Raw genomic sequence first — 23269 nt, forward strand, 5'->3', positions numbered from 1 at the left:
TGACGGCGGAGTCCACCAGGCAGATTATCGCCCCGGCTGATTTCACGACATTGTTGGGGGCGTAGAGGCATGGCGAGCAAGGCGCAGACGTCCTTGTGGCGTGAAACGGTGAAGGCGGGTGCGGTGCGCAGCGGCGCATTGGCCACGGCAATCATCCTGTTCGTCGCGACCGCGCTGATGGCCATTGCCCTGGCCAGCTATCGGCCGGGCGACGGATCGCTGAACACGGCGTCCGCTGGCGTGACCGGCAATCTGATCGGCGTGCCTGGCGCATGGTTCGCGGATCTTGCGCTTACCATCTTCGGCCCCTCGGTGGCGCTTCTCCTGCCAGTTCCGGCCATCGTTGCCATGCGCTTGTGGCGTGATCGGCCCGCCGGCGCGTGGAAGCGAATGCTGCGGCAGGCAGTCATCGGCGTTGCGCTGATGGCAACTGCGCTCGCCTGTGTCTCCGACGATGCCGTTCTCGCGCTGCCGTTCGGCTGGGGCGGGGCGATTGGCCTCGGCGGCGTGGCCTTGGCGCGCTGGGCGCTGGCGTTCGCTAACAATCCGCAGATCACGTGGTGGGGCATCATCGCGCTGGGCGTCGTGTGTGGGCTCGCCGGGGCGATCGTGTGGGGACGAAGCCTTGAGGTGGACCTGCCGCGCAGCTGGCTGTCACGCCGCCGCCCGCGCCTGGCGTTGCGCCCGGCCGACGCGGGTTGGGACGAAGACGGCACTGACGATACCGCCGACGAGCTGCCGCGTCGGGGGATCGAGCCGCGCGCTTCTGCAATCCCGGATTCACGCCCGGCGCCCGTCATCAACGATCGCCCCGCGCCCCCGCCGACAGGCAGCAGCACGAAGGAGCAGCGGCAGGCAAAGCTTGCGCTGCGCGACGATTATGAGCTGCCGACGCTCGATATGCTGACGCCAGCGCCGCCGTCGCAGAATGCGCAGATCGACAAGACTGCGCTGGAACGCAACGCACGCCTGCTGGAAACCGTGCTGGACGATTTCAACGTGAAGGGCTCGATCGTCGAGGTGCGCCCCGGTCCGGTCGTGACGATGTACGAGCTGGAGCCCGCACCGGGCATCAAGGCCACGCGCGTCATCAGCCTCGCCGACGATATCGCCCGCAACATGAGCGCGATCTCGGCGCGCGTCGCGACCATTCCCGGCCGCACCGTGATCGGCATCGAACTGCCCAATCCGAAGCGTGAAACGGTGTCGCTCCACGAGCTGATCGGCAGCCAGGCATTCGAGGATCAGAACGCGCAGCTGCCGGTAATCCTGGGCAAGAACATCGCCGGCGATCCGGTGATCGCCGATCTCGCGCCGATGCCGCACTTGCTCGTCGCCGGCACGACCGGCTCGGGCAAATCGGTCGGCCTCAACGCCATGATCCTGTCGCTGCTCTATCGGCTCACCCCCGACCAGTGCCGAATGATCATGATCGATCCCAAGATGCTCGAATTGTCGATGTATGACGACATTCCGCATCTTCTCTCCCCCGTTGTCACCGACCCGGCGAAGGCGGTCCGCGCACTCAAATGGGCGGTGGAGCAGATGGAGGATCGCTATCGCCAGATGTCCTCGCTCGGCGTGCGCAGCCTCGGCGGCTTCAACGAAAAGGTCCGCGCGGCGAAGGCCAAGGGCACCCCGCTCGGCCGCAAGGTGCAGTCCGGCTGGGACGAGAACGGCCGCCCGGTCTATGAGGAGGAACAGCTCGATTATCAGGTGCTGCCGCAGATCGTCGTGATCGTTGACGAGCTGGCCGACCTGATGATGACCGCGGGCAAGGAAGTCGAATTTCTGATCCAGCGCCTTGCGCAAAAGGCGCGCGCGGCCGGCATCCACCTCATTATGGCGACGCAGCGCCCCTCGGTCGACGTCATCACGGGCGTCATCAAGGCGAACTTGCCGACCCGCATCAGCTTCCACGTCACGTCGAAGATCGATTCGAGAACCATCCTGGGCGAACAGGGCGCCGAGCAGCTGCTGGGCAAGGGCGACATGCTTTACATGCCCGGCGGCAAGGGAATCGTGCGCGTCCATGGCCCCTTCGTCAGCGACGAGGAAGTGCAGACCGTCACCGATCACTGGCGTTCGCAGGGGACGCCGGACTATATCTCCTCCGTTACCGAGGAGCCGGAACAGAGCTTCGAGATCGAAGGCGCGCCGACTGGCGAGGATTCGGCCGAGGACCAGCAATATCGCGCGGCGATCCAGCTGGTGTGCGAAAGCCAGAAGGCGTCGACGTCGTGGCTGCAGCGCCAGCTGCGCATCGGCTACAATTCGGCGGCGCGACTGATCGAGCGGATGGAGAAGGACGGCATCGTCAGCCGCCCGGATCATGTCGGCCGGCGCGAGGTGCTGCGCGATACGGAAGGGCATCCGGTCTGAGCGCTGGGCGCTCGGGCTGCCCTTATTGACTACGTCCGTAATCAGTGCGACCACAGTTGTAGTTGCAGGAGAGTCGAGTCGTGGCCGAACGGATCAGCGATGCCGAACATGCGGTGATGGAGGTGCTGTGGGACGAAAGTCCGCTCAGCGCTCAGGACGTGGCAGAGCGGGTCGATCCCGACCGCGGCTGGAGCGCCAACACGGTGAAGACCCTGCTTGGCCGGTTGCTTGCCAAGAACGCCATCACGCATGAGGAAGATGGCCGGCGCTATCTCTATCGCCCGGCGGTGCAGCGCGGCGATTATGTCGCGGGCGAATCGCGGCGGCTGATCGATCGCCTGTTCGGCGGCAAGCTGACCCCGCTGGTCGCTCACCTCGCCGAGCGCGACGAACTTTCTGCGCAGGACATCGCGGAAATCGAATCGCTCCTGAAGGCGCTGAAACAATGAGCGCGGTTGCAGGATGGGCAGGCGTTCCTTGGATGGTCGAGGCGCTTGCCGCCTCCGCATTCCTGATCGCCTTGGTCCTGTTGGTGCGCGGCCCGGTACGCCGCACCTTCGGCGCCCCGGTCGCTTACGCCCTCTGGTCGCTCCCGCTGCTGCGGCTCTTGCTGCCCCCACTGCCGGACAATGTGCGGGAGCAAGTGGCCGCTCCCATAACCCACGCCTTCGCCGCCCCTATCACCCAGGTCGGCCAGCAGGTGACGGTGCTCATCGTCCCTGCCGCCGGCGACGCTGCCGCGCCCTCGTTCCTCACGCTCGGTTCTTCCCTTGCCGCGCTGTGGGTGCTGGGCGCGGCAGCGTTCATCGGCTGGCACGTGCTGGCCTATCATCGCTTCCGCCGGCGCCTGCTGGCGCGGGCGAGCACGGTTGATCGCATCGACGGTGTCACCATCGTCGAAAGCGCGGCGGCGACCGGTCCGCTCGCCTTCGGCGTGCTGCGCCGCTTCGTCGCCTTCCCGCGTGATTTCGCGGCGCGCTACGACGCGGACGAGCGGCGGCTCGCGCTGGCGCATGAACTTGGCCACCACGCGCGCGGCGATCTGGTCGCCAACTGGCTCGCGCTCGCGGTGTTGGCGCTGCACTGGTTCAACCCGCTCGCCTGGTACGCCTTTCGCGCGTTTCGCGCCGATCAGGAGATGGCCAATGACGCGCGCGTGCTGGCGCGGCTCGGCAGCGGCGCGCGCCACGCCTATGCCTGCGCGATCGTGAAGGCGGCGCATGGCGGCGCAATCGCCGCCGCCTGCCACCTGCATACCGTCGACGATCTGAAGGGGCGTTTGCGGATGCTGGGCGCGTCCCGCATGTCCCGCTCCCGCACGCTCGTCGGCTTGGCCGCGGTATTCGCCACCGGCGCCGGCGCGCTCGGCCTCACCGCGTCGGGGACGAAGGCCGCTGAACGGGTGCGCGCGAGTGTCGAGACGGCCGCCAAGGCAGCGCTGCCGGACGTCGCACCGACGATGGCGCCGGCCGCGGCGGCGGACGTTCGCGTCGTGGTCGAGCGCGACGGCAAGCGCCGGGTGCTTGAGGGTGAGGCCGCAAAGGCCTGGGTTGAGGCCAATCCGTTGCCGGAACCGCCCCGGCCTCCGGCGCCGGCAGGCCATACGCAGGCCGATGCTGCCCCGGCGATTCCGGCCAACCCACCGGCACCGCCAGCCGCTCCGCTCCCGCCCGCGGCACCCGCCGAATGGAGCGGCGCTCGTGCGCGGCCCGCGGCCGGGATGGTCCCCACCATCCGCTCAGCGGCGTGCGACGGCGATGTGGTCGGACCGACGGTCGTGCATGACACGGACCACGGTCACCCGCGCGTGACGATCTGCACTGATCGTATCGAACGCCACACCGCGCGGGCGCAAGGCGAGGCGCAGCGCCGGGCCGATGCCGCGCTGCGTGAGGCCGACATCGCCCGGCGGGTCGCCATGGCCAGTGCCCGGGAGAGTATCCTCGCCGCACGGGCGGCGATCCGCGCCAATGGCCATCTGACAGGTGCCGAACGCCATCAAGCGCTTCAGGAGCTGGAGCAGGAAGCCGCCCGGATGGCGGAGGAAGCGCATCCCTGATCGGTGCCGCTGATCGGCGCGCCCTTGCCATCATCGGACGAAGCGGCCATCTGCCGTCGCATGGAGGCACCGCCAACCGGTATTCCGATCGCGCTTGAGCCGCTCGTGACGCGCGTGCTCGCGCCCAATGCCTCGGCCTACACCTATACGGGTACGCAGACGCACATTGTCGGGACGACCGACCTGGCGATCATCGATCCCGGGCCGGCAGATGATGCGCATCATGCCGCGCTGCTGGCGGTGGTCGCGGGTCGCCCGGTACGCGCCATCGTCATCACCCACCACCATCGCGATCACAGCCCGGGTGCGCCGCGGCTCGCGCGGGAACTTGGTGCGCCCGTCATCGGCGCCGCGCCGTTCGCGCTGGAGGATGATGGTCCCCGGTCGGACGCGTCGTTCGATCATGATTATGCGCCGGATCGCGTGCTGGCGGAGGGGGAAACGATCGCGGGCGACGGCTGGACGCTGGAAGCGATCGCGACGCCCGGCCACACCTCCAACCACCTTGCCTTTGCCCTGCCAGAAACAAAGGCGCTGTTTTCTGGTGACCATGTGATGGGGTGGGCGACGAGCGTCGTTTCTCCGCCCGATGGCGACATGACCGCCTATATGGCCAGCCTCGACAAGCTGATCGGTCGCGACGACCGGATCTATTATCCCGGCCACGGGGAGGCGATCGAGCGGCCGCAGCGCCTGGTTCGTGGCTTGTTGGGCCATCGCAAGCAGCGGGAGGGGCAGATCCTGCGCCTGCTTCGCGCTGGGACCGATCAGATCCCCGCAATGGTCGAGAAGATGTACGTCGGGATTGATCAGCGGCTGTATCCGGCGGCTGAGCGATCGGTGCTGGCGCACCTCATCGATCTGCAACGGCGGGCGCTGGTGCGCGGGGACGACGCGCGGTGGGAAAGCGTGGATGCGGGCTGACGGGCGGTCGGTCGCGATCGCCGCCGTTGGACTGGCCATCGCCTTTGCGATCATCGTCGCGACCATCGCCAGCTATCGCTGGTGGGATGATCACCACGTCGTTGCGACCGATGATAACGGCCTTGCTGTCGCCCGGGTCGTTGCAGCGACGCTCCATACCAGCGCCGACCTACGGGTCAGCCGCCTCACCGGAACGGTTCAGGCGACTGGTGCGACCAGTCGGCTGTGGGGCTGGCTCACGTCGACGCGCGTGGTGAAGGCGCCGTTTGAGGTCGACTATTTCGTCAACGTCCGCCGCCTCGATCCGGGCGACTTCCGCTACGACGCCGACAGGCGAACCCTGACGGTCGAGGTGCCGGATGTGCGGCCCGGCAAGCCGAACATCGATCATGCGCGCGTGACGCTGGACCAGACGAGCGGGGTTTATGTGTCGCGTGATGCGATGACCGATCTGCAGCGCCGCGTGGCATCGACCGCCGCCACTGCCGTGGCCGAACGTGCGGCCGATCCGGAGAATATGACCAAGGCGCGGGAGAATGCACGCACCGCCATAGCGCGGCTTTTCGGCGGCGCTCTGTCGGCCGCCGGGTTGCCCGTGCGGGTCGACGTGCGTTTCGCCGGGGAGCCGGGGGCGGGGAATAACGAACAATGGGATATGAGCCGCAGCCTTCAGGAAGTGCTGGCGAACGCGCAATAGGGGGCGGCCGGGGATACACGCCCAAGGCGATGCTATCTTGATCGAAGTCTTCAGCCGGGCCATCTGCGTCGGCATGGAACAGCCGCAGAACCTCATGGGCGTCGACATCCGCGCCGAGATCGAACGCCTCCGCAAGGAGCGCAATGCGGTGATCCTCGCGCATTATTATCAAAAGCCCGAGATTCAGGACATTGCGGATTTCGTCGGCGACAGCCTCGACCTCAGCCGCAAGGCGCAGGCAACCGATGCCGATGTCATAGCCTTTTGCGGTGTGCGCTTCATGGCGGAGACAGCGAAGATCCTCTCGCCGCAAAAGACGGTGATCCTGCCCGACATGGATGCCGGCTGTTCGCTGGAGGACAGCTGCCCGCCCGATCAGTTCGCTGCCTTCCGCGCCCAGCACCCCGACGCCATCGCGCTCACCTACATCAACTGTTCGGCGGCGGTGAAGGCGTTGTCCGACGTGATCGTCACATCATCGTCGGCGGAAAAGATCCTGTCGCAGATTCCCAAGGACCAGAAGATCATCTTCGGGCCGGATCGCAACCTTGGCGGCTATCTGGCGCGCAAGACCGGGCGTGACCTGATCCTGTGGCCGGGCGTGTGCATCGTGCATGAGGCATTCAGCGAAACCGAGCTGCTGAAGCTGAAGGCGCAGCACCCCGGCGCGCCGATCGTGGCACATCCGGAATGCCCGGCGGTGATCCTCGACCATGCTGATTACGTCGGGTCGACGCGCGGCATCCTGGAATATGCCATGGCAATGCCGGGCGACACGCTGATCGTCGCGACCGAGCCGCACATCATCCACCAGATGGAAAAGGCGCTGCCGAACAAGACCTTCATCGGGGCGCCTGGTGCGGACGGCAACTGCAATTGCAACATCTGCCCGTACATGGCGCTCAACACGATGGAGAAGCTCTACGTCGCGCTGCGCGACCTTCAGCCTCGGATCGAAATGGAAGAAGATCTGCGGGTGAAGGCGAAGAAGAGCCTCGACGCCATGCTTTCGATGGCGAGCGGCACGATTGGCCAGGGTGATCTCGGCCCCGCGCGCGTCACCGGCGACTGATCCTCACGCGATAAACGCTGTCATTCCGGCCTGAGGGGGAGTGGCGGCGGCGGGCGGGCGGCGGATGCCGCCCGAGCCTTCAACGGCGCCGCTAAGCCGCAGCCATCAGGCGGCGGCGCGCACCGCGTCGCAGATCCGGTCAACCACCGCCTCCACCTGTGCGGCGTCTTCGCCCTCGGCCATGACGCGGATCACCGGCTCCGTTCCGGAAGGGCGGATCACGAGCCGGCCGCTATCGGCCAATTCGGCCTGCGCCGCAGCGATCGTCTGCTGAACGCTGTCGACCTCCAGCGGCTTGCCGCCGCGCGCATACTTCACGTTCTTGAGCAATTGCGGCAGCGGATCGAACCGGTGCAGCACTTCGCTCGCCGGAGCACCCGTACGTTGCACTTCGGCCAGGATCTGCAGCGCCGCGACCAGACCGTCGCCAGTAGTGCCGTAATCCGACAGGATGATGTGCCCCGACTGCTCGCCGCCGACATTGTACCCGCGCGCGCGCATAGCCTCCAACACGTAGCGATCGCCGACGGAGGTGCGCACCAGCCCTAGACCCTGCGCGGCAAGATGCCGCTCCAGCCCGAGGTTCGACATGATCGTCGCGACGAGGCCGCCCCCGGCCAGCGCGCCGCGGCGGGCGAAACTGGTCGCGATCGTCGCCATTAACTGGTCGCCATCAACGACCCGGCCATGTTCGTCGACGACGATTAGCCGGTCGGCATCACCGTCGAGCGCGATCCCAATCGCCGCGCCGCTCGCCACCACCGTTTCGGACAGGGTCTGCGGTGCGGTGGAGCCGACGCGGTGGTTGATGTTCTTGCCGTTGGGCTCGACGCCGATCGCCACGACCTCCGCGCCAAGCTCCCACAGAGCCGATGGCGCCACCTGATAGGCCGCGCCGTTTGCGCAATCGATCACCACCTTCAGCCCGTCGAGCCGCAGATCGGCCGGGAAGGTGGATTTCGCAAAGTGGATATAGCGGCCGCGCGCATCCTCGACGCGGCGGGCCCGGCCGATGTCGCCGGCGGCGGCCAGCGCCACTTCGCCATCGATCAGCGATTCGATGGCGAGCTCTGCCTCGTCGGACAATTTGTAGCCGTCCGGGCCGAACAGCTTGATCCCGTTGTCGTCGTAGGGATTGTGGCTCGCGGAGATCATCACGCCCAGATCGGCGCGCATCGACTGGGTCAGCATCGCCACGGCCGGGGTCGGCAGCGGGCCGAGAAGGACCACGTCCATGCCGACCGCAGTGAAGCCCGCGACCAGCGCGTTTTCGAGCATATAGCCGGACAGTCGCGTGTCCTTGCCGATCACGACGCGGTGACGATGATCGCCGCGAACGAAGTGGGCGCCGGCCGCCATGCCCACCTTCATCGCCATTTGTGCGGTCATGGGCGAGATGTTGGTAAGGCCACGAATGCCGTCCGTGCCGAAATACTTGCGTGCCACGCTTCGTCTCCACCCTTTTGTATCCCGGCGCGCTCACGATCACCGGCGCAACTTCAGGACAGGCTTGCTCCGGCCCTCTTGGTGCCGCAGAACCATTACTTTCTTGGCTCTTGCCGCGTGGTGGGCTGAGGGACAAGTCCCAGGTGACGAACAGTTCGAAAGGCGTGATGTCCCAATCTACTCGCATTCTCCTGGCGCTGATCGCCGGGCTGGTCGTCGGCATCCTCCTCGCCGCTTACGCGCCCGGATCGGTCGATCCGACGATCGCGGTGGCGCAGCCGGTGGGGCAGGCGTGGCTCAACGCGCTGCAGATGACCATTGTCCCGCTGGTCTTCTCGTTGCTGGTGACAGGCGTCGCGGCGACCGCCAAGGCGGCGCAGGCTGGTCGCCTCGCGGGGCGCGCGGTGGCGCTTTACGTTGGCGTCATGGTAGCGTCGGCACTGTCTGCCGCTTTCCTCACACCCCTGTTCCTGGAACTGGTGCCGCTGCCCACGGATTCTGCGGCGGCGCTGCGTGCCGCGCTGACCGGGGTCGGCCCCAATCCGCCTGTGCCGCCGCTCGGTGAATTCCTTGCCGGCATTATCCCGAACAATATCATCAAGACCACCGCCGACAGCAATTTCCTGTCGATGATCATCTTCGCGCTGATCTTCGCCTTTGCCCTGATGCGCATCGACGTCGAGCTGCGCGAGTTGCTGGTGCGGGTATTCACCGCCGTGCGCGATACGATGCTGGTGGTAATTGGCTGGGTGCTGTGGATCGGCCCGATCGGCGTGTTCGCACTGGCGCTCGTCGTCGGCGCGCGGGCTGGAAGCGGCGCGTTCCATGCGCTGGTCCATTACATCCTGATTGTCGCTTCGGTCGGTCTCGTCGTGACGCTGTGCGCCTATCCGATGGCGATGTTCGGCGGGCGGGTGTCGCTGGCGCGCTTCTCGCGAGCCGTCCTGCCCAGCCAGGCTGTAGCGGTGTCGACGCAATCCTCGCTGGCGTCGCTGCCCGCCATGCTGGCCGGCGCGCAGTCGCTGGGCACCCCCGTCACCACGGCGGGCGTCACACTGCCGCTCGCGGTCGCGCTGCTGCGCGCGACGGGCCCGGCAATGAATTTCGCCGTGGCGATCTATATCGCGCATTGGTTCGGCGTGCCGCTGTCGCTGGGTACGCTGGCGGTCGGGACCCTCGTGGCGGCGCTGATGTCGTTGGGCGCGGTCAGCCTGCCCGGCACGGTCAGCTACGTCAGCTCTGTCGCGCCGGTCTGCGCCGCGATCGGCGCTCCTGCTGCGCCGCTCGGGCTGCTGGTTGCGGTCGAGACGCTGCCGGACATCATGCGCACGCTGGGTAACGTCATGTGGGATCTAGCCACCACGCTGACGCTGGCACGAGGTGAACGCACCCCTGCTGACGAGGCGGATGCGCTGGTGGAACAGATGATCGACTAAGCGCAGGCGCTCACGTCGCAGGTCAGCGACGCAGCGCCCAGCGCAGAACGTTGCTCATGCCACGCGCACCCATACGAATGGCGGGGCGGCCGATCGCGCTCGGCGTGCGGCCGTGCATCGACGCAGCCCAGGGCGGCAGGAGTTCGATCCCTGCCGGTGCGACGATCGCCAGCGCGCCGGTGGTCATCGCATCGGGGCCAGTTGCCAGCAGGGCGTCCGCCACTTCGCGGGTGCGCGCGTCAAAGCGAAGGTCGCGCCGGACGTCACGGTAATAAGAATCCATCGCGCGTCTTGATGTCGGTACATCCTGCGCGCCCAGACGCTCGGCGATGGTGGCGGTTTCCGCCAGATAGCGGTCCTGCTCCGCCCCGGTCAGCGATGGATCGCGGTAGCGCACATAGGCGCGCAGGAAGCTGTCGACCTCGGCCACATGGACCCAGGTGAGAAGTGCCGGATCATTGGCATCGTAGGGCGTACCGTCCGGCAGCGTTCCCGATACCCGATCGTGGATTGATCGAACGCGATTGATCGCCGCTGTTGCGGATGCCGTGCTGCCAAAGGTGGTGAGCGCAATGAACTGAGCGGTGCGCCGCAGGCGCCCCAGTCGGTCGCGGCGGAAATCGCTGTGATCCCAGACACCGGCGAGAGCCAGCGGGTGCAGCATCTGCAGCAGCAACGCCGACACCCCGCCGATCATCATCGCGGAAAAATCGCCATGCACCCGCCAGGCGATCGATCCTGGGCCGAACAGCCCCGGATCGCCGGGTGGTCGCGACAGGTCGACCGAACCCGAACCGACAAGCGCACGGATGCGCCCGCCGATCGCGTCACGCACGCCGGGCAGCGATGCTGCCCGGTTCATGCAGGCTTATTCCTCGCCAGCTGCTGGCGCTGCCGGCTTGCGGCCGCGCTTCGCGCCGCCGGCCTCATTGCCCTTGCGGGTCATGCCCGGCTTGCGACCGAGGCCGATCTTCTTGGCCATTGCCCGGCGCGCTTCCGAGTAATTCTCGGCAACCATCGGATAATCAGGCTTCAGGCCATAACGCTGGCGATATTCCGCTGGCGTCAATCCGTGGCCGGCAAGATGCCGGCGCAGCGTCTTGTACGGCTTCCCGTCGATCATCGAAATGATGTGATCCTTGGAAGCAAGCGACTTACGCACAGAAACGGCCGGCGTGTATTCGCCGACGGGTTCTTCATCGGTTGCGATCTGCGTGTTGGTCGACAGCTGATTCACCGCTTCGTGCATCTTGTGCAGAAATCCCGGCACCTCATCGCTGGATGCACGCGTGTTAGGATTCGACAGCCAAGCGATGGTCAGCTCCGTGGCCAGCTCAACCGCATTGATGTCGGCGGAATCTTCGGTCATTTGTACACTCCTTACTTTTTTGTTGCCTAATCGCGCCAACTGTGCGGGTCAACAAAATCGTTGATCGAAAACATCGCTTTCTCTTGAAGTGGTATCGCGTTCTAAAATTTTAGTCGGAACTTTGTTCTTAGGGAAAACCACAATTAACTACATTCATCCTGGGTTAACCCTTTGTAGGTAATAGTAGTTACCCCTCGCCGACTGCGTTCATGGATCGTATCGCACGGCAATGGTGCCAATTCGCTCTTCATCCGTATCTCCGGCCTTCGCCTTTCTGGTTGCGGCACTCGGCATCGCGCTGTTTTCAGTAATGGACGCGGTGATGAAGGGGTTGGTGCTGGCGATCGGTGTCTACAACACCATGCTCTGGCGATCCTTCGGCAACGTTGCGCTGGGTGCCGTCGCATGGGGCGTGGTGGGTGTTCGCCGCCCAAGTCGCCGCGCAATGCTGCTTCATCTCGGACGTGGATCAATCACTTGCGCGATGGGACTGCTGTTCTTCTGGGGACTGGCGCGTGTGCCGATGGCGCAGGCCATTGCCCTGTCCTACATCGCGCCGATCCTCGCGCTGATCCTCGCGGCCTGGTGGCTGCGTGAGCGTGTATCGATCAGGACGATAGGCGCGGTAATTGCGGCCAGCCTAGGTATTGCGACCATTTTGGCGGGACAGGCACAAACGGCGCTGGGCGCGGAGGCATTCGAGGGGGCGGTCGCGATCCTCGCGTCAGCGGTGCTCTATGCCGTTAACCTGATCCTTACGCGGCTACAGTCGCTTGCCGCCCGCCCGGCGGAAACCGCCTTTTTCCAGTCGGGCGTCATTCTGCTGATCCTGATCGCCGCTGCGCCGTGGCTGGCCGTGCTGCCGCCAACTGCGACACTCCTGCCGCTCGCCGGGGCGACGCTGCTCGCCTTTGCGTCGATGATGCTGCTGTCGTGGGCCTATGGTCATGGCGAGGCGGGTTATCTGGCGATGACGGAATACACGTCCTTCGTGTATGCGGCTGTGCTCGGCTTCCTGGTCTTTGGCGAGCGTGTGTCACCCTATACGCTCGTCGGGGCCAGCGTGATCGTCGTCGCGTGTATCGTGGCCGCCCGCCGGCGTGACATTGCGGCGCAAACACTGGAACAGGCGGCATGACTATCACCATCCGTGCCGCCGAACCCGCAGACGTTCCCACCATCCTTCGTTTCGTACGCGAACTCGCCGCCTATGAGCGCGAACCCGACGCCGTCGAGGCGACGGAGCCGATGTTCTACGACGCGCTGTTCGGCGCCGCTCCTGCGGCCGAGGTGCTGATGGCGGTGCGCGATGGCGTCAGCATCGGCTTTGCCTTGTTCTTCCACACCTTCTCGACATGGACCGGGCGGCGCGGACTGTGGCTGGAGGATCTCTACGTCACGCCCGACGCGAGGGGCTCAGGCGCAGGCGCGGCATTGCTGCGTACATTGGCGCAGATCGCACTCGATCGCGATTGCCCGCGGCTGGAATGGACCGTGCTCGACTGGAACACCCCGGCGCTTGAGTTCTATCGTGCCAAGGGCGCCTTGCCGCAGGCGGAATGGACGACCCAGCGAGTGACCGGCGCCGCGCTCCACCAGCTCGCCGGCCGGGCATCCTGATGGCCTGAACGCAAAAACGGGCGCCGCTCCGGTGTAGAGCGGCGCCCGTCGGTCGTTCAGCGGAAAGGGATCAGCGACCGGCTACGTCGTGATCGTGGGGTTCCTCACCCTGCTTCTTCGCTTCATTGTAGCGCTCGATCGCTTCAACCGTGATCTGGCGTGCCTCATCGGCGCCGCCCCACTTGCCGATACGGACCCACTTCTTCTTTTCCAGATCCTTATAGTGGGTGAAGAAGTGTTCGATCTGCTCGAACACGATCTCGGGGAGATCGTCCTTCTCGCCGACCTTGGAATAATAAGGGAAGGTCTGGTCGACTGGCACGCAGACGAGCTTCTCGTCGCCGCCGGCCTCATCCTCCAGGTTCAGCACCGCGATCGGCCGCGCGCGCACGACGCAGCCCGGGATGAACGGCGAGCGCGAGACGACCAGCGCGTCGAGCGGATCACCGTCGGGCGACAGCGTGTGCGGCACGAAGCCGTAGTTCGCCGGATAGCGCATCGGCGTGTGCAGGATGCGATCGACGAACAGCGCACCGCTGGCCTTGTCGAACTCATATTTCACCGGCTCGCCACCGGTCGGCACTTCGATGATGACGTTCAGGCTGTGCGGCGGGTTGTCGCCCGTCGGCACCATGTCGATGCGCATGCTGTAAGTCCCTTGTCCTTGAATGTGTCTGGTTGCAGCCCCGGGTCAGCGCGGCGAGAGCAGCCGGTCCAGACCGGCCTCTGCTGTGCCGATCTTTTCGAGCCGCGGGTAGCGCAGCCCGCCGCGCCAGTCGAGCGTCACCTGACGGTAGTTGTCGCCGTTCTTGACCCACAATTGCACCGGCTGCTGGCTGTCCTTGGCAGCGGCGATCGCCGCCTTCAGTCGGTCGTCCGAATAGCTCTGGCCGTTGACCGAGACGATTGTGGTGCCGATCGTCAGCCCCGCGTCGAACGCCGGCGATCCCCAGGTGACGCCGGTGACGTCGCCGCCCTGGCCCACGACGAAGCCGCCGGAATAGGTGAGGTCGGTGTTCTTGCGGGTCTTTTCATTCGCGCGGAACGATGCGGTCGGCTCGGCCGAATATACCAAGCGGTAGCCGTTGCGCTCGAACCCGGAGAGCGGGGCGCCCTTGGCATTTTCGTTCAGCCGCTGCGTCAGCAGCCCGCGCCAGTCATGCGGCTGGATCTTGTCCAGCGTCGCGACCACGTCGTCAAACTCGTAGGTCAGAACGCCCCAATCGCCGTCACGCATGCCGAAGAAGGCGCGGGCGAAATCGTCGATCGACTTTTTGCCGCCTGACAACTGGCGCAGCAGCGAATCGACCTCCAGCCAGACCAGCAGGCCCTCGTTGTAATAATCCTCGCTACGCTGCCAGCTCGTCCAGCCCTTGGGCCGGCGGGCGGAGATCACCGGATCGTTGGTGGTGTCGATCAGCGCGCGCCACTGCCGCGCCGGCTGGCTGTCATACAGCGCCGCGATCGCCGCCAGCTGATCCAGCGTATCCTGCTTGGAAACGAGGCCCGAACGCGCCTGCAGGACATAACCCCAGAATTGCGTCTGCCCTTCATACACCCAGAGCAGCGAATTGCGCATCGGCATGCGGAAATCGGGCGTCCACGAATCCGCGCCGCGCCGGAACTTGCCGTTCCAGCTGTGGGTGAATTCGTGCGGCAGCAGGTTGCGCCGGCCGGGACCATCATTCCACTTGGTGAAATAGCCCGGCGTCACGCCGTTCTCGCTCGACCGGTGATGCTCCAGCCCGATGCTGCCGAGATTGTCGGTGATCGACACGAGGAAGGTGTAATTGTCGTAATGCTGCGCGCCGAACGTCTTCACCGCCTGATCAACCAGTCGCTTGTGCGCGTCGATCTGCGCCGGCGTGGCGGCAAGCTCGCCCGGCGTGTCGGCATAGACGGCCAGCTTCACCCGGTTGCTGAGCGGCCAGGTCTTGCCATAGCGCCCCGCGAGAATCGGCGAATCGACAAGGGTGTCATAGTCGGTCGTCTGGTAGCTGTAGGTCGAACCGTTCACCTTGGCCGGCAGCGCGCCTGCCGCGGTCCAGCCGTCGGGATAGGTCACCGTCATCTGGATCGGGATCTGCCGGGTGAAATAGCCGGCCGGATACAGGCTCACCGAATTGGGCTGGAGGCTCAGCATCTCGGGCGTCATCACCACGCGGCCCTGGTCGGGCTTGGTGGCCGAGATGAACTGGAAGCTCGCCTCGATCGTCTTGGTGCCCTGCGGCACATCGAGGTCGAAGGCGTAGACGTCGACCGTGTCGCGCGTCCACGGGATGACCTTGCCGTCGGCCTTGAACACCAGCCCAGCCAGCTTCTCGATCTCGCCGCGCGGCCCGTGCTTGCCGGGCAGCCATGCCGGGTACAGCAACACCGTCGGCCCGGCCTTCGCCACCGGGATCGTCTGCGTCACGCGAAAGATGCGGCGACCGATGTCGGTCGCATCGACCTTCAGCGCGATCGTGCCCGGATAGGGCTGGTCAACCGGCGCCGGAATCGTGTCGACGATCGGGGAAGGCTGCGGGGTCGAGTTGCCGGCGGGAACCTGGGCGACAACGGCGGCAGTGGACGCGAGCAGCGCGCCCGCAATGACGATACGGAACATGGCTGACCCCGCTAGCGTCCAAAGCCGCGAAGCTCAATTGCCCAACATGTTGATCGTGAAGGCGACCACGCCCAGGTTGAAGATGAATGCCGCCAATCCGTGGCCGATCACCACGCGGCGCATGGCACGCGACTGGATCGCCACATCAGCCGTCTGGAACGTCATGCCCAGCGTGAAGGCGAAATAGATGAAGTCCCAATAATCGGGGGAATCGCCGCTCGGGAAATCCAGCCCACCCGCATCTTCGCCCTCCACCCGGGTGTAGAAGAGATGCGCGTAATGCAACGCGTAGACGGTGTTCGAGAACAGCCATGCCGCTGCGAGCGTCGTGATGATCAGCACCCGATCCCGGCCCCCGCCCCCTGTACCCAGCTCGCTAGCGACAGCCACCAGGATCACTGCCGTCACCAGCGCGGTCAGCACCAATAATGCCGTTCGATTGGCATCATTCTCCTGCGCCGCGCGGCGCATGTCTGCCGTCTTGTCGTCCAGCAGGGGCAACAGAGAAAGGAGGAACAGCACGCTGGCCGTGTCAAAGCCGATCATCAGCACCCGGCCGGCGGGCGCTCCGGCCAAGGCAGCGGCGGTACAGGCCATGATCAGCAAGACCGCGAATGCCAGAAAGCGCGGGGGAGCGATCGTGTTGCCGACCTGCCAGCCGCTGCGCGCTCTTGTCATGCGTCAGGTGCTAGCGCGCCGCGCCACGCGCGCCTAGATGCCGCCGTGATGGCCCGTATCCAGACTCCCAACCGCGTGCGCGGCACGCAGGACATTTTCGGCAGCGAACAGCGTCGCTTCGCGCAGGTGCTCGACACCTTCGATCGCGTGCGCAAGCTCTATTGCTTCCAGCGCGTCGAGATCCCGATGTTCGAGGCGACCGAGGTGTTCGCCCGCTCGATCGGCGAGACGACCGATGTCGTGTCGAAGGAAATGTACACTTTCCCTGATCGCGGCGGCGATTCGCTGACGCTGCGGCCGGAATTCACCGCCGGCATCGCGCGCGCCTATCTGACTGAGGGGTGGCAGCAGTTCGCGCCGCTGAAGGTCGCGACGTCGGGCGCGGTGTTCCGCTACGAGCGCCCGCAGAAGGGCCGTTATCGCCAGTTCCACCAGATCGATGCGGAGATCCTGGGCGCGCCCGAGCCCGCCGCCGATGTCGAGTTGCTGACGCTCGCCGATCAGCTGCTGCACGAACTCGGCATCGCCGATGGCGTGACGCTCCAGCTCAACACGCTGGGCGATGCGGAAACGCGCGACGCATGGCGTGCAGCACTGGTCGCGCATTTCGAGGCGCACCGCGGCGATCTGTCCGAAGACAGCCTCGCCCGGCTGGACAAGAACCCGCTGCGCATCCTCGATTCGAAGGACCCGCGCGATCGCCCGATCGCCGATGCCGCGCCGGGGATCGACGATTTCCTCACCGAAGAGGCACGCGCCTTCTTCGACGCGGTGACGGCGGGCCTCGATGCGGCGGGCGTGAAGTGGACCCGCAACGACCGGCTGGTCCGCGGCCTCGATTATTACCGCCACACCGCGTTCGAATTCGTCACCGATCGGCTCGGCGCACAGGGCACCGTTCTCGCCGGCGGGCGCTACGACGGCCTCGTCGAAAGTCTCGGCGGCCAGCCGACGGCCGGTGTCGGCTGGGCGGCCGGTGTCGAGCGACTGGCGATGCTGCTGGAGGAGCCGGAGTTCGCCGGCCCGGTCAACGTGATCGCGGAAAGCGCGGGGCTTGAGCTGCTGGCGACGGCGGCGGTGGCCGCGCTGCGCCGTGGCGGCGTGGCGGCGGAAGCGACGATCGAGGGCAGCCCGCGCAAGCGCTTCGACAAGGCGCTGAAGCGCAAGCCGTCGCAGACGATGAGCCTGTCGCTGCGGGACGGCGCACTTCAGGTGTCGCAGCGCGGCTATGGCGCCGCGCAGGACGAGATCGATCAGGTGCGCGCCATCATCGATCCGGTGATTGCGGCGCATCAATGACCGCCATTTCGCTGGACCGCATCCGCCAGATCGAGGCGCGGCGTGACGAACTCGCCGCGCTGATGGCGACCGGCGACTTGCCGGGCGACCGCTTCGTCGCGGTGTCGAAGGAATATGCCGAGCTGGAGCCAGTCGCGCAGGCGGCGGCCGAGGTGCGCCGCCTGCGGCAGGAGGCCGAGAGCCTCGCGCACATGACCGGCGACGGCGATGCCGAGCTTCGCGCCATGGCCGAGGACGAGCTGCGCGAGAACAAGGTCGCGCTCGAGGCCGCCGACCGCAAGCTCGCGCTCGCGCTGCTGCCGCGCGACGCGGCGGACGAACGCTCGGCGATGCTCGAAGTGCGTGCTGGCACTGGCGGTGACGAAGCCGCGCTGTTCGCCGGCGACCTGTTCCGCATGTACCAGCGCTATGCGGAGCGCCAGGGGTGGCGGATCGAGCTGATCTCCGCCTCCGAAAGCGACGCCGGCGGCTACAAGGAAGTGGTCGCATCGGTCACCGGCACCGGCGTGTTCGCGAAGCTCAAGTTCGAAAGCGGCGTGCACCGCGTGCAGCGCGTGCCCGTCACCGAAAGCGGCGGGCGGATTCACACCTCCGCCGCCACCGTCGCGGTGCTGCCGGAGGCGGAGGACGTCGACTTGCAGATCGACGACAAGGATCTGCGGATCGACATCTATCGCTCGTCCGGCCCGGGCGGCCAGTCGGTCAACACCACCGATTCCGCGGTGCGCATCGTCCACATCCCCACGGGGCTGACGGTGATCCAGCAGGACGAAAAATCGCAGCACAAGAACAAGGCGAAGGCGCTGAAGGTGCTGCGCACGCGGCTGTATGAGCTGGAGCGCGAGCGGCTTCATGCGGAACGCGCCGGCGCGCGCAAGTCGATGGTCGGCAGCGGCGATCGCTCGGAGCGGATCCGCACCTACAATTTCCCGCAAGGCCGCGTCACCGATCACCGCATCAACCTGACGCTGCATCGCCTGCCCGAAATCCTCGCCGGCGACATGGATGAGCTGATCGGCGCCTTGATCGCGGAGGATGAGGCGGAGCGGCTGGCCACGCTCGATGGTTGAGGAACCTGCCGGTGCTGAATATGCGGCGCCAGGCGGTGCCCGTGCCGCGCTGGCCGCCGCCGCAGCCCGATTCAACTTCTCTGAAACGCCGCGGCTCGACGCCGAGCTTTTGCTGGCCCATGCGCTTGGCCTATCGCGCGAGCGACTGTTGCTGACCCTTTCCGATCAACCGGTTCCGCCAGCCTTTGCCGCGCTGGTTGATCGTCGCGCGCAGCATGAACCGATCGCCTATATCACCGGCACACGCGCCTTCTGGACCATCGATCTTCAGGTAGCCCCCGGTGTCCTGATCCCGCGCCCGGACAGCGAAACGCTGATCGAGGCGGCGGTCGCTCATTTCGCGGGCGCGCCGGGCCCCCGCACGATCCTTGATCTGGGTACCGGATCAGGCGCGCTGCTGCTCGCCGCGCTAGATCAATGGCCCGACGCGACTGGCGTCGGCATCGATGCCTCTCCCGCCGCGCTGGAGATCGCCACCATCAATGCGGCGCGCATTGCTCCTGGCCGGGCGGTGATCCGCTCGGGCGACTGGCATGGCACCGGCGAGCGATTTGATCTGGTGTTGTGCAATCCACCCTATGTGGCGCTTGATGTCCCCATCCCGGCAGAGGTCGCGGAGCACGAACCGGCGTCGGCGCTCTATGCGGGGAAGGACGGACTGGCGGACTATGCCCGTATTGCGCCACTGCTTGGGCGGCAGATCGCCTTTGGCGGTGTCGCCTGTGTTGAGATCGGCGCCGATCAGCGGCAGACCGCCGGTGCACTGTTCACCGCGCAGGGGCTCCACGTCACTTGCCGACAGGACCTTGCCGGACGTGACCGTTGTCTGGTGATCAAGCCTTGAAATGATGGGATCTGTTCACAATATTTCGCTTTGAGATAGCCCGCTCAGCAGCTATGGCGAGCGCAGGGGCACGCAAAATCAACATTGTCTGTTGAATTTGGGCGGATCGCCCACCCTTCGTCATCAGCCGCTGCAGTCCGGCGGCCATGGCAGGCCTTGAAGGTTCGGTGTTTTGCGCCGCTTCCGCCCGGGCCGGGGATTGTTGCACCGAATATCCCGGGAGCAAGGCCGTTTTTGGTTTGAGGACGAGGACAGTAATTTGATCAACAACCGTCAGAACGGCCGTCGTCGCGGCCGCGGTGGACAGCGCCCGCAAGGTGGCGGAAGCCAGGGTTCACGCGATAACGGCAATCGGATCGACAGCCGTGCGCGCGGCAATGCCAGTCAGTTGTACGAAAAGTACAAGAACATGGCGTCGGACGCGCAGCGCCAGGGCGATCGGGTAAACACCGAATATTACCTCCAGTTCGCCGACCATTATTTTCGCGTCCTCGCCGACCAGCGTGGCCGATACGACGATAATAATCGTGAACGCCGCCCGCAGAACGATTTCGACGGCGACGAGGATTATGGCGACGAGGGCGATGCGATCCGTGCGGACGAGCAGGGCCGCGGCAACCAGGACGATCGTGGTGGCGAGCGTGGCTCGCGGCAGCGTGACGATCAGCGCCCCCGCGCCCATCGTGATGATGAGCAGCGGGCGGATGGTGAGCAGGGCAATGCGCAACGCTCCGACAATCGCCGGCAGGACGATCATCGTCGACCCGAAGGTGATCGCCAGCGTGAGCGTCGTCCGCGGTACGCGGGGGCACGTGAGGGCCAGCCGCGCGAGGAATATGCCGCTGAGCAGCCCCAGTCGACGGGCGACGGCGAGGGCTATGCCGACGCGCGCGTAACGGCGAGCGACTCCGACAACGCGATGGGTCAGCCACCCGTCCGGGACGAGGCTTCCGCGGAAGCATCGGCGCCCAAGCGTCGTGGTCGTCCGCGCAAGGTAGTGGCCGAAGATGGTGACCAGCTCGGCTTTGACGCCAGCGCGTTGCCGCCGGCGATCGGTGGCGAGGAAGCGGCGGGCGATGCAGCGCCTAAGCCTCGCCGACGTCGTTCGATCGCGACCCCGGCTGAGGTCGAGGCCTGACACCGCACGATCCGCGATAAACGATCAAGAGGCCGGTGGCGCGAAAAGCGTCGCCGGCCTTTTCTGTGTGTGACGCCTCAATCTCTCGATGCGAGGCGCACCCGTCAGCGGCCGGTGGGATCCCCCGCGCTGTCAGACTCCTCGAAATCGCGCGTGTCGACGGCCTCGTCGTGGCCGGTCCCTGAGGACAGGAAGGTCAGGCCCATCAGCGCCCCCGCCATGAGGACTGATCCGGTAACACCGCCCACCGTTGCCAGCGCAGCGATCCAGTTGAGTTCGCCGTAAGCGCGTCCCACCAGCCAGATCGCGATCACCGATGCGATCACGCCGATGGCGCCGCTCCAGCTCAGCAGGCGGCGAAAGCGCGCCCAGGCAAAGCGGGCGTATTCAGGGTCATCGAGACGGCTCATGCTTTCCATTTGCCGCGAAATGGCGCAGTCTTCCAGCAAGAAGGCGCCCGCGATCGGCTCCTGAGCCGTCGCACGGGTCCCCAGGACGAGGAGAGAGGTGTTGACGATCGCGGCAATCCTGAGCGGCAAGGGTCACGACATCGTGACGGTAACGGCGGGCGATTCGGTCCGAGATGCCGTGGCGCTGCTGGCGACCCGGCGGATCGGCGCCGTTCCCGTGATGGATGGGGACAATGTCGCCGGGGTCTTTTCCGAACGCGACGTGATCTATTGCTTGAAGGAGGGCGATACGAGCGTACTCGATCGCCGCGTGCGCGATGTGATGACCGCGCCGGCCGTGACTGTATCGCCAGAGGATGCGGTGATGGGCGCGCTGTCGCTGATGACCCGGCGCCGAATCCGCCACCTGCCGGTGATCGAGCGGGGGCGGATGATCGGCATCGTCTCGATCGGCGATCTCGTCAAATACCGCATCGATCGCGTCGAGGCGGATGCGGCGGCGATGCGCGACTATATCCAGCAGGCGTGATCGGGCCTCACACGCGGTTCCGGACGAGAGCGACCGTTTCGCGGACTAGCGGCCGGGCGAACAGGATTAGCATGGCGCCGTAGATTGCCGCCCCGACGCTCACCAGCAACAACAGCCGCGGTACTGGCGCCCAACCAACCGACCGGTCGACCAGAACCACGATCGCTGCCATCACGCCGGCCGCCAGCAGGGAAGGGGCAATCGCCCGGGCAATGTCGCGCAGGCGGGCGCCGATTACCGGCAGCGCCAGCGAACAACTGATCGCAAGATACAACGGGTAGCAGAGGATCCATGTCAGGCTGAGCCCGATTACCCCCCATTGAACGCCGATCAGGAAGCCTGTCGCCAGGATGACCGATCCGATGGCACCCGTGCGCACGCCAATGCCCGGACGCCCCATCGCGTCGCACGCTGGCGAGAACAGTACCTGAAGCGTCATGAAGGGCATCGCGAGCGCCAGCAGTTGAACGACCGGTGCCGCTGCCGCCCATTTTTCGCCCAGCATCACCAACACCAGTGGCTCGGCCGTTACCGCAAGACCGACATAGAAGGGCAAGGCGGCGAGCATCACGATCCGCACGCCTTTGACGAACGCGGCCGCCGTGGCGGTTCGATCATGCTGGATGCGGGCAAAGGCGGAAAAGGCGACCTCGTTGAGCGGCGGCACGAATTTCGAGACGAAGATCTGCGCCAGGAACAGGCTGGTCGTATAGATGCCCAGATCGTGGATGGTCAGGTGGCGACCGGCAATGAAGACGTCGGCCTGGCTCTGCAGAAACCAAAACAGCTGGCTGGCGGCCATCATGCCGCCAAATCGGGCAAGCGCACCGGCGCCGCGGAAGTCGAACACCGGCCTGATCCACATCCGCGCGGCGATCGTTATTCCGGCGGCGCGCGCGGCAAACAGCATCATCGGCGCGAACACCAGCGTCCATACGCCCCAACCTGCGAAGGCGCCGGTCAGCGCCGTGGCGGCGCCCACCACCGATGACAGAATATTCACACGCCCCTGCAAGCGGAAGTCCATCTCGCGGCTCAGCAATGCCTGCGGCAGCGCGATGAAGGGCGTCGCGATATAGATCAACGCCTGCACGCGCAGCAGGTGAGCGACCTCCGGCTGGCGGTAGTACGCCGCAGCAAGGGGCGCGAGCATAAACTGGGCGGTGCCCAAAGCTAGATTCAGCACGATCAGCATGCCGAACAATTGCCGGACTTGGCGCTCGGTAATGTCGCGCTGCTGCACCACGGCACTCGCCAGGCCATAGCCGTTCAGCATGTTGAGGAAGGCCATCACCACCCCCGTCATGGCGAACAGGCCATAGTCACCCGGTGACAGGATCCGGATGACCAGAAAGGTCGACGCCCATTGCACCAGCTGGGCTGCGATCTGCGTCCCCGAGCGCCAGATAACGGCGTTGCGCACCTGACTGGCGAGCGATTCGACCTGATCTGGCGGGCTGATGGGGGAGACCATGTCGGTTCCGCTACAGCTGTGTGACTTCACGGCAAGTTAAAACCGGCGGAAAACCGTTGTTTTTGAGGGTGAGTGTAGGAAAGTTGTAAAAAGTGTTTGACGGGTAGGTTGGGTGCACCTAGATGGGTGTCACCGCAGCGGTGGCCCGGACGGGTTGCTGGAGTGGTTAGCGAAAACAAGGCGCCATGGCCGCCCCGGTAAAAGGGGGTTAGCT

23 protein-coding genes are annotated in these 23269 nt (G+C 65.8%); 14 read left to right on the plus strand and 9 right to left on the minus strand.

All coding sequences use genetic code 11. The annotated features are described in order from the left end of the window. The first annotated feature begins 69 nt into the window (after positions 1-69). The 6 genes from K0S66_RS04785 to nadA all read left to right on the plus strand — a co-directional run bounded on the left by K0S66_RS04785 (position 70) and on the right by nadA (position 7134). Positions 70-2382, plus strand: a complete 2313-nt coding sequence (locus K0S66_RS04785) for a DNA translocase FtsK 4TM domain-containing protein (protein WP_301073996.1) — start codon at positions 70-72, stop codon at positions 2380-2382. Between the two features lie 80 nt (positions 2383-2462). Then, positions 2463-2831, plus strand: coding sequence for a BlaI/MecI/CopY family transcriptional regulator (locus K0S66_RS04790; RefSeq protein ID WP_301073997.1), 369 nt, complete (start codon positions 2463-2465; stop codon positions 2829-2831). Beyond that, on the plus strand, positions 2828-4441 hold the full coding sequence (locus K0S66_RS04795; protein ID WP_301073999.1) for a M56 family metallopeptidase: 1614 nt from the start codon (positions 2828-2830) through the stop codon (positions 4439-4441). Before K0S66_RS04790 ends, K0S66_RS04795 begins: the two co-directional genes overlap by 4 nt. A gap of 60 nt (positions 4442-4501) precedes the next feature. Beyond that, positions 4502-5365: an MBL fold metallo-hydrolase gene (locus K0S66_RS04800; RefSeq protein ID WP_301074000.1), complete on the plus strand. Its 864-nt coding sequence runs from the start codon at positions 4502-4504 to the stop codon at positions 5363-5365. After that, on the plus strand, positions 5355-6062 hold the full coding sequence (locus K0S66_RS04805) for a DUF4230 domain-containing protein (RefSeq protein ID WP_301074001.1): 708 nt from the start codon (positions 5355-5357) through the stop codon (positions 6060-6062). The genes K0S66_RS04800 and K0S66_RS04805 overlap by 11 nt, the downstream gene beginning before the upstream one ends. 73 nt (positions 6063-6135) lie before the next feature. Beyond that, positions 6136-7134, plus strand: coding sequence for a quinolinate synthase NadA (gene nadA, locus K0S66_RS04810; RefSeq protein WP_301074042.1), 999 nt, complete (start codon positions 6136-6138; stop codon positions 7132-7134). Positions 7135-7239: 105 nt separating this feature from the next. Here nadA and glmM read toward each other — a convergent pair whose 3' ends face one another. After that, positions 7240-8580, minus strand: coding sequence for a phosphoglucosamine mutase (glmM, locus tag K0S66_RS04815; RefSeq protein ID WP_301074002.1), 1341 nt, complete (start codon positions 8578-8580; stop codon positions 7240-7242). A gap of 167 nt (positions 8581-8747) precedes the next feature. Here glmM and K0S66_RS04820 point away from each other — a divergent pair, with 167 nt between their 5' ends. Then, entirely contained in the window at positions 8748-10016 is a 1269-nt protein-coding gene (locus K0S66_RS04820; RefSeq protein WP_301074003.1) for a cation:dicarboxylase symporter family transporter, read from the plus strand. Between the two features lie 22 nt (positions 10017-10038). Here K0S66_RS04820 and K0S66_RS04825 read toward each other — a convergent pair whose 3' ends face one another. Next, on the minus strand, positions 10039-10878 hold the full coding sequence (locus tag K0S66_RS04825; protein WP_301074004.1) for an oxygenase MpaB family protein: 840 nt from the start codon (positions 10876-10878) through the stop codon (positions 10039-10041). Between the two features lie 6 nt (positions 10879-10884). Further along, positions 10885-11385 (minus strand): MucR family transcriptional regulator, encoded by a 501-nt coding sequence (locus K0S66_RS04830; protein ID WP_301074005.1) that lies wholly within the window; start codon positions 11383-11385, stop codon positions 10885-10887. 229 nt (positions 11386-11614) lie between these two features. On the opposite strand from K0S66_RS04830, the gene K0S66_RS04835 reads away from it, so the two are divergent. Beyond that, positions 11615-12523 carry a DMT family transporter gene (locus tag K0S66_RS04835; RefSeq protein ID WP_301074006.1) on the plus strand — a complete coding sequence of 303 codons (909 nt, stop codon included), beginning with the start codon at positions 11615-11617 and terminating at the stop codon, positions 12521-12523. Next, positions 12520-13005 (plus strand): GNAT family N-acetyltransferase, encoded by a 486-nt coding sequence (locus tag K0S66_RS04840; protein WP_301074007.1) that lies wholly within the window; start codon positions 12520-12522, stop codon positions 13003-13005. The genes K0S66_RS04835 and K0S66_RS04840 overlap by 4 nt, the downstream gene beginning before the upstream one ends. A gap of 70 nt (positions 13006-13075) precedes the next feature. On the opposite strand, the gene ppa is transcribed toward K0S66_RS04840, so the two are convergent. Genes ppa through K0S66_RS04855 form a run of 3 tightly spaced genes read right to left on the minus strand, consistent with a single transcriptional unit; the run spans position 13076 to position 16291 of the window. Continuing rightward, complete coding sequence (ppa, locus tag K0S66_RS04845; protein WP_301074008.1) at positions 13076-13651, minus strand: inorganic diphosphatase; 576 nt, start codon at positions 13649-13651, stop codon at positions 13076-13078. 45 nt (positions 13652-13696) lie between these two features. Further along, positions 13697-15613 carry a peptidase M61 gene (locus K0S66_RS04850; RefSeq protein ID WP_301074009.1) on the minus strand — a complete coding sequence of 639 codons (1917 nt, stop codon included), beginning with the start codon at positions 15611-15613 and terminating at the stop codon, positions 13697-13699. A 33-nt stretch (positions 15614-15646) separates the two neighbouring features. Continuing rightward, the gene (locus tag K0S66_RS04855; protein ID WP_301074010.1) at positions 15647-16291 is read right to left on the minus strand and encodes a DUF1345 domain-containing protein; all 645 of its coding nucleotides are present in this window, start codon (positions 16289-16291) and stop codon (positions 15647-15649) included. Between the two features lie 48 nt (positions 16292-16339). On the opposite strand from K0S66_RS04855, the gene hisS reads away from it, so the two are divergent. The 4 genes from hisS to K0S66_RS04875 all read left to right on the plus strand — a co-directional run bounded on the left by hisS (position 16340) and on the right by K0S66_RS04875 (position 20642). Continuing rightward, positions 16340-17590, plus strand: coding sequence for a histidine--tRNA ligase (gene hisS, locus K0S66_RS04860; protein WP_301074012.1), 1251 nt, complete (start codon positions 16340-16342; stop codon positions 17588-17590). Then, positions 17587-18660 carry a peptide chain release factor 1 gene (prfA, locus tag K0S66_RS04865; protein WP_301074014.1) on the plus strand — a complete coding sequence of 358 codons (1074 nt, stop codon included), beginning with the start codon at positions 17587-17589 and terminating at the stop codon, positions 18658-18660. Before hisS ends, prfA begins: the two co-directional genes overlap by 4 nt. Continuing rightward, on the plus strand, positions 18653-19504 hold the full coding sequence (prmC, locus tag K0S66_RS04870; RefSeq protein ID WP_301074015.1) for a peptide chain release factor N(5)-glutamine methyltransferase: 852 nt from the start codon (positions 18653-18655) through the stop codon (positions 19502-19504). Before prfA ends, prmC begins: the two co-directional genes overlap by 8 nt. 259 nt (positions 19505-19763) lie before the next feature. Next, positions 19764-20642: a DUF4167 domain-containing protein gene (locus K0S66_RS04875; RefSeq protein WP_301074016.1), complete on the plus strand. Its 879-nt coding sequence runs from the start codon at positions 19764-19766 to the stop codon at positions 20640-20642. Positions 20643-20746: 104 nt separating this feature from the next. Here K0S66_RS04875 and K0S66_RS04880 read toward each other — a convergent pair whose 3' ends face one another. Continuing rightward, complete coding sequence (locus K0S66_RS04880; RefSeq protein WP_301074017.1) at positions 20747-21091, minus strand: hypothetical protein; 345 nt, start codon at positions 21089-21091, stop codon at positions 20747-20749. A 61-nt stretch (positions 21092-21152) separates the two neighbouring features. Between K0S66_RS04880 and K0S66_RS04885 the strand changes: the two genes are divergently transcribed. Next, entirely contained in the window at positions 21153-21581 is a 429-nt protein-coding gene (locus K0S66_RS04885; RefSeq protein ID WP_301074018.1) for a CBS domain-containing protein, read from the plus strand. A 7-nt stretch (positions 21582-21588) separates the two neighbouring features. On the opposite strand, the gene K0S66_RS04890 is transcribed toward K0S66_RS04885, so the two are convergent. Both K0S66_RS04890 and K0S66_RS04895 read right to left on the minus strand, forming a co-directional pair. Then, on the minus strand, positions 21589-23055 hold the full coding sequence (locus tag K0S66_RS04890) for a lipopolysaccharide biosynthesis protein (protein WP_301074019.1): 1467 nt from the start codon (positions 23053-23055) through the stop codon (positions 21589-21591). Positions 23056-23081: 26 nt separating this feature from the next. Next, positions 23082-23269 (minus strand): hypothetical protein (locus K0S66_RS04895; protein ID WP_301074020.1); only part of this gene is annotated, 188 nt, incomplete at its 5' end.

It is taken from the genome of Sphingomonas sp., from assembly GCF_029239295.1.
Lineage (GTDB): Bacteria > Pseudomonadota > Alphaproteobacteria > Sphingomonadales > Sphingomonadaceae > Sphingomonas.

Excerpts from the sequence above, each read along its gene's own strand:
- K0S66_RS04785 (WP_301073996.1), top strand. The coding sequence starts at position 70 with ATGGCGAGCAAGGCGCAGACGTCCTTGTGGCGTGAAACGGTGAAGGCG.
- K0S66_RS04795 (WP_301073999.1), top strand. The coding sequence starts at position 2,828 with ATGAGCGCGGTTGCAGGATGGGCAGGCGTTCCTTGGATGGTCGAGGCG.
- K0S66_RS04800 (WP_301074000.1), top strand. The coding sequence starts at position 4,502 with ATGGAGGCACCGCCAACCGGTATTCCGATCGCGCTTGAGCCGCTCGTG.
- K0S66_RS04805 (WP_301074001.1), top strand. The coding sequence starts at position 5,355 with ATGCGGGCTGACGGGCGGTCGGTCGCGATCGCCGCCGTTGGACTGGCC.
- nadA (WP_301074042.1), top strand. The coding sequence starts at position 6,136 with ATGGAACAGCCGCAGAACCTCATGGGCGTCGACATCCGCGCCGAGATC.
- K0S66_RS04820 (WP_301074003.1), top strand. The coding sequence starts at position 8,748 with ATGTCCCAATCTACTCGCATTCTCCTGGCGCTGATCGCCGGGCTGGTC.
- K0S66_RS04825 (WP_301074004.1), bottom strand. The coding sequence starts at position 10,878 with ATGAACCGGGCAGCATCGCTGCCCGGCGTGCGTGACGCGATCGGCGGG.
- K0S66_RS04830 (WP_301074005.1), bottom strand. The coding sequence starts at position 11,385 with ATGACCGAAGATTCCGCCGACATCAATGCGGTTGAGCTGGCCACGGAG.
- K0S66_RS04835 (WP_301074006.1), top strand. The coding sequence starts at position 11,615 with ATGGTGCCAATTCGCTCTTCATCCGTATCTCCGGCCTTCGCCTTTCTG.
- K0S66_RS04840 (WP_301074007.1), top strand. The coding sequence starts at position 12,520 with ATGACTATCACCATCCGTGCCGCCGAACCCGCAGACGTTCCCACCATC.
- ppa (WP_301074008.1), bottom strand. The coding sequence starts at position 13,651 with ATGCGCATCGACATGGTGCCGACGGGCGACAACCCGCCGCACAGCCTG.
- K0S66_RS04850 (WP_301074009.1), bottom strand. The coding sequence starts at position 15,613 with ATGTTCCGTATCGTCATTGCGGGCGCGCTGCTCGCGTCCACTGCCGCC.
- K0S66_RS04855 (WP_301074010.1), bottom strand. The coding sequence starts at position 16,291 with ATGACAAGAGCGCGCAGCGGCTGGCAGGTCGGCAACACGATCGCTCCC.
- hisS (WP_301074012.1), top strand. The coding sequence starts at position 16,340 with ATGGCCCGTATCCAGACTCCCAACCGCGTGCGCGGCACGCAGGACATT.
- prfA (WP_301074014.1), top strand. The coding sequence starts at position 17,587 with ATGACCGCCATTTCGCTGGACCGCATCCGCCAGATCGAGGCGCGGCGT.
- prmC (WP_301074015.1), top strand. The coding sequence starts at position 18,653 with ATGGTTGAGGAACCTGCCGGTGCTGAATATGCGGCGCCAGGCGGTGCC.
- K0S66_RS04890 (WP_301074019.1), bottom strand. The coding sequence starts at position 23,055 with ATGGTCTCCCCCATCAGCCCGCCAGATCAGGTCGAATCGCTCGCCAGT.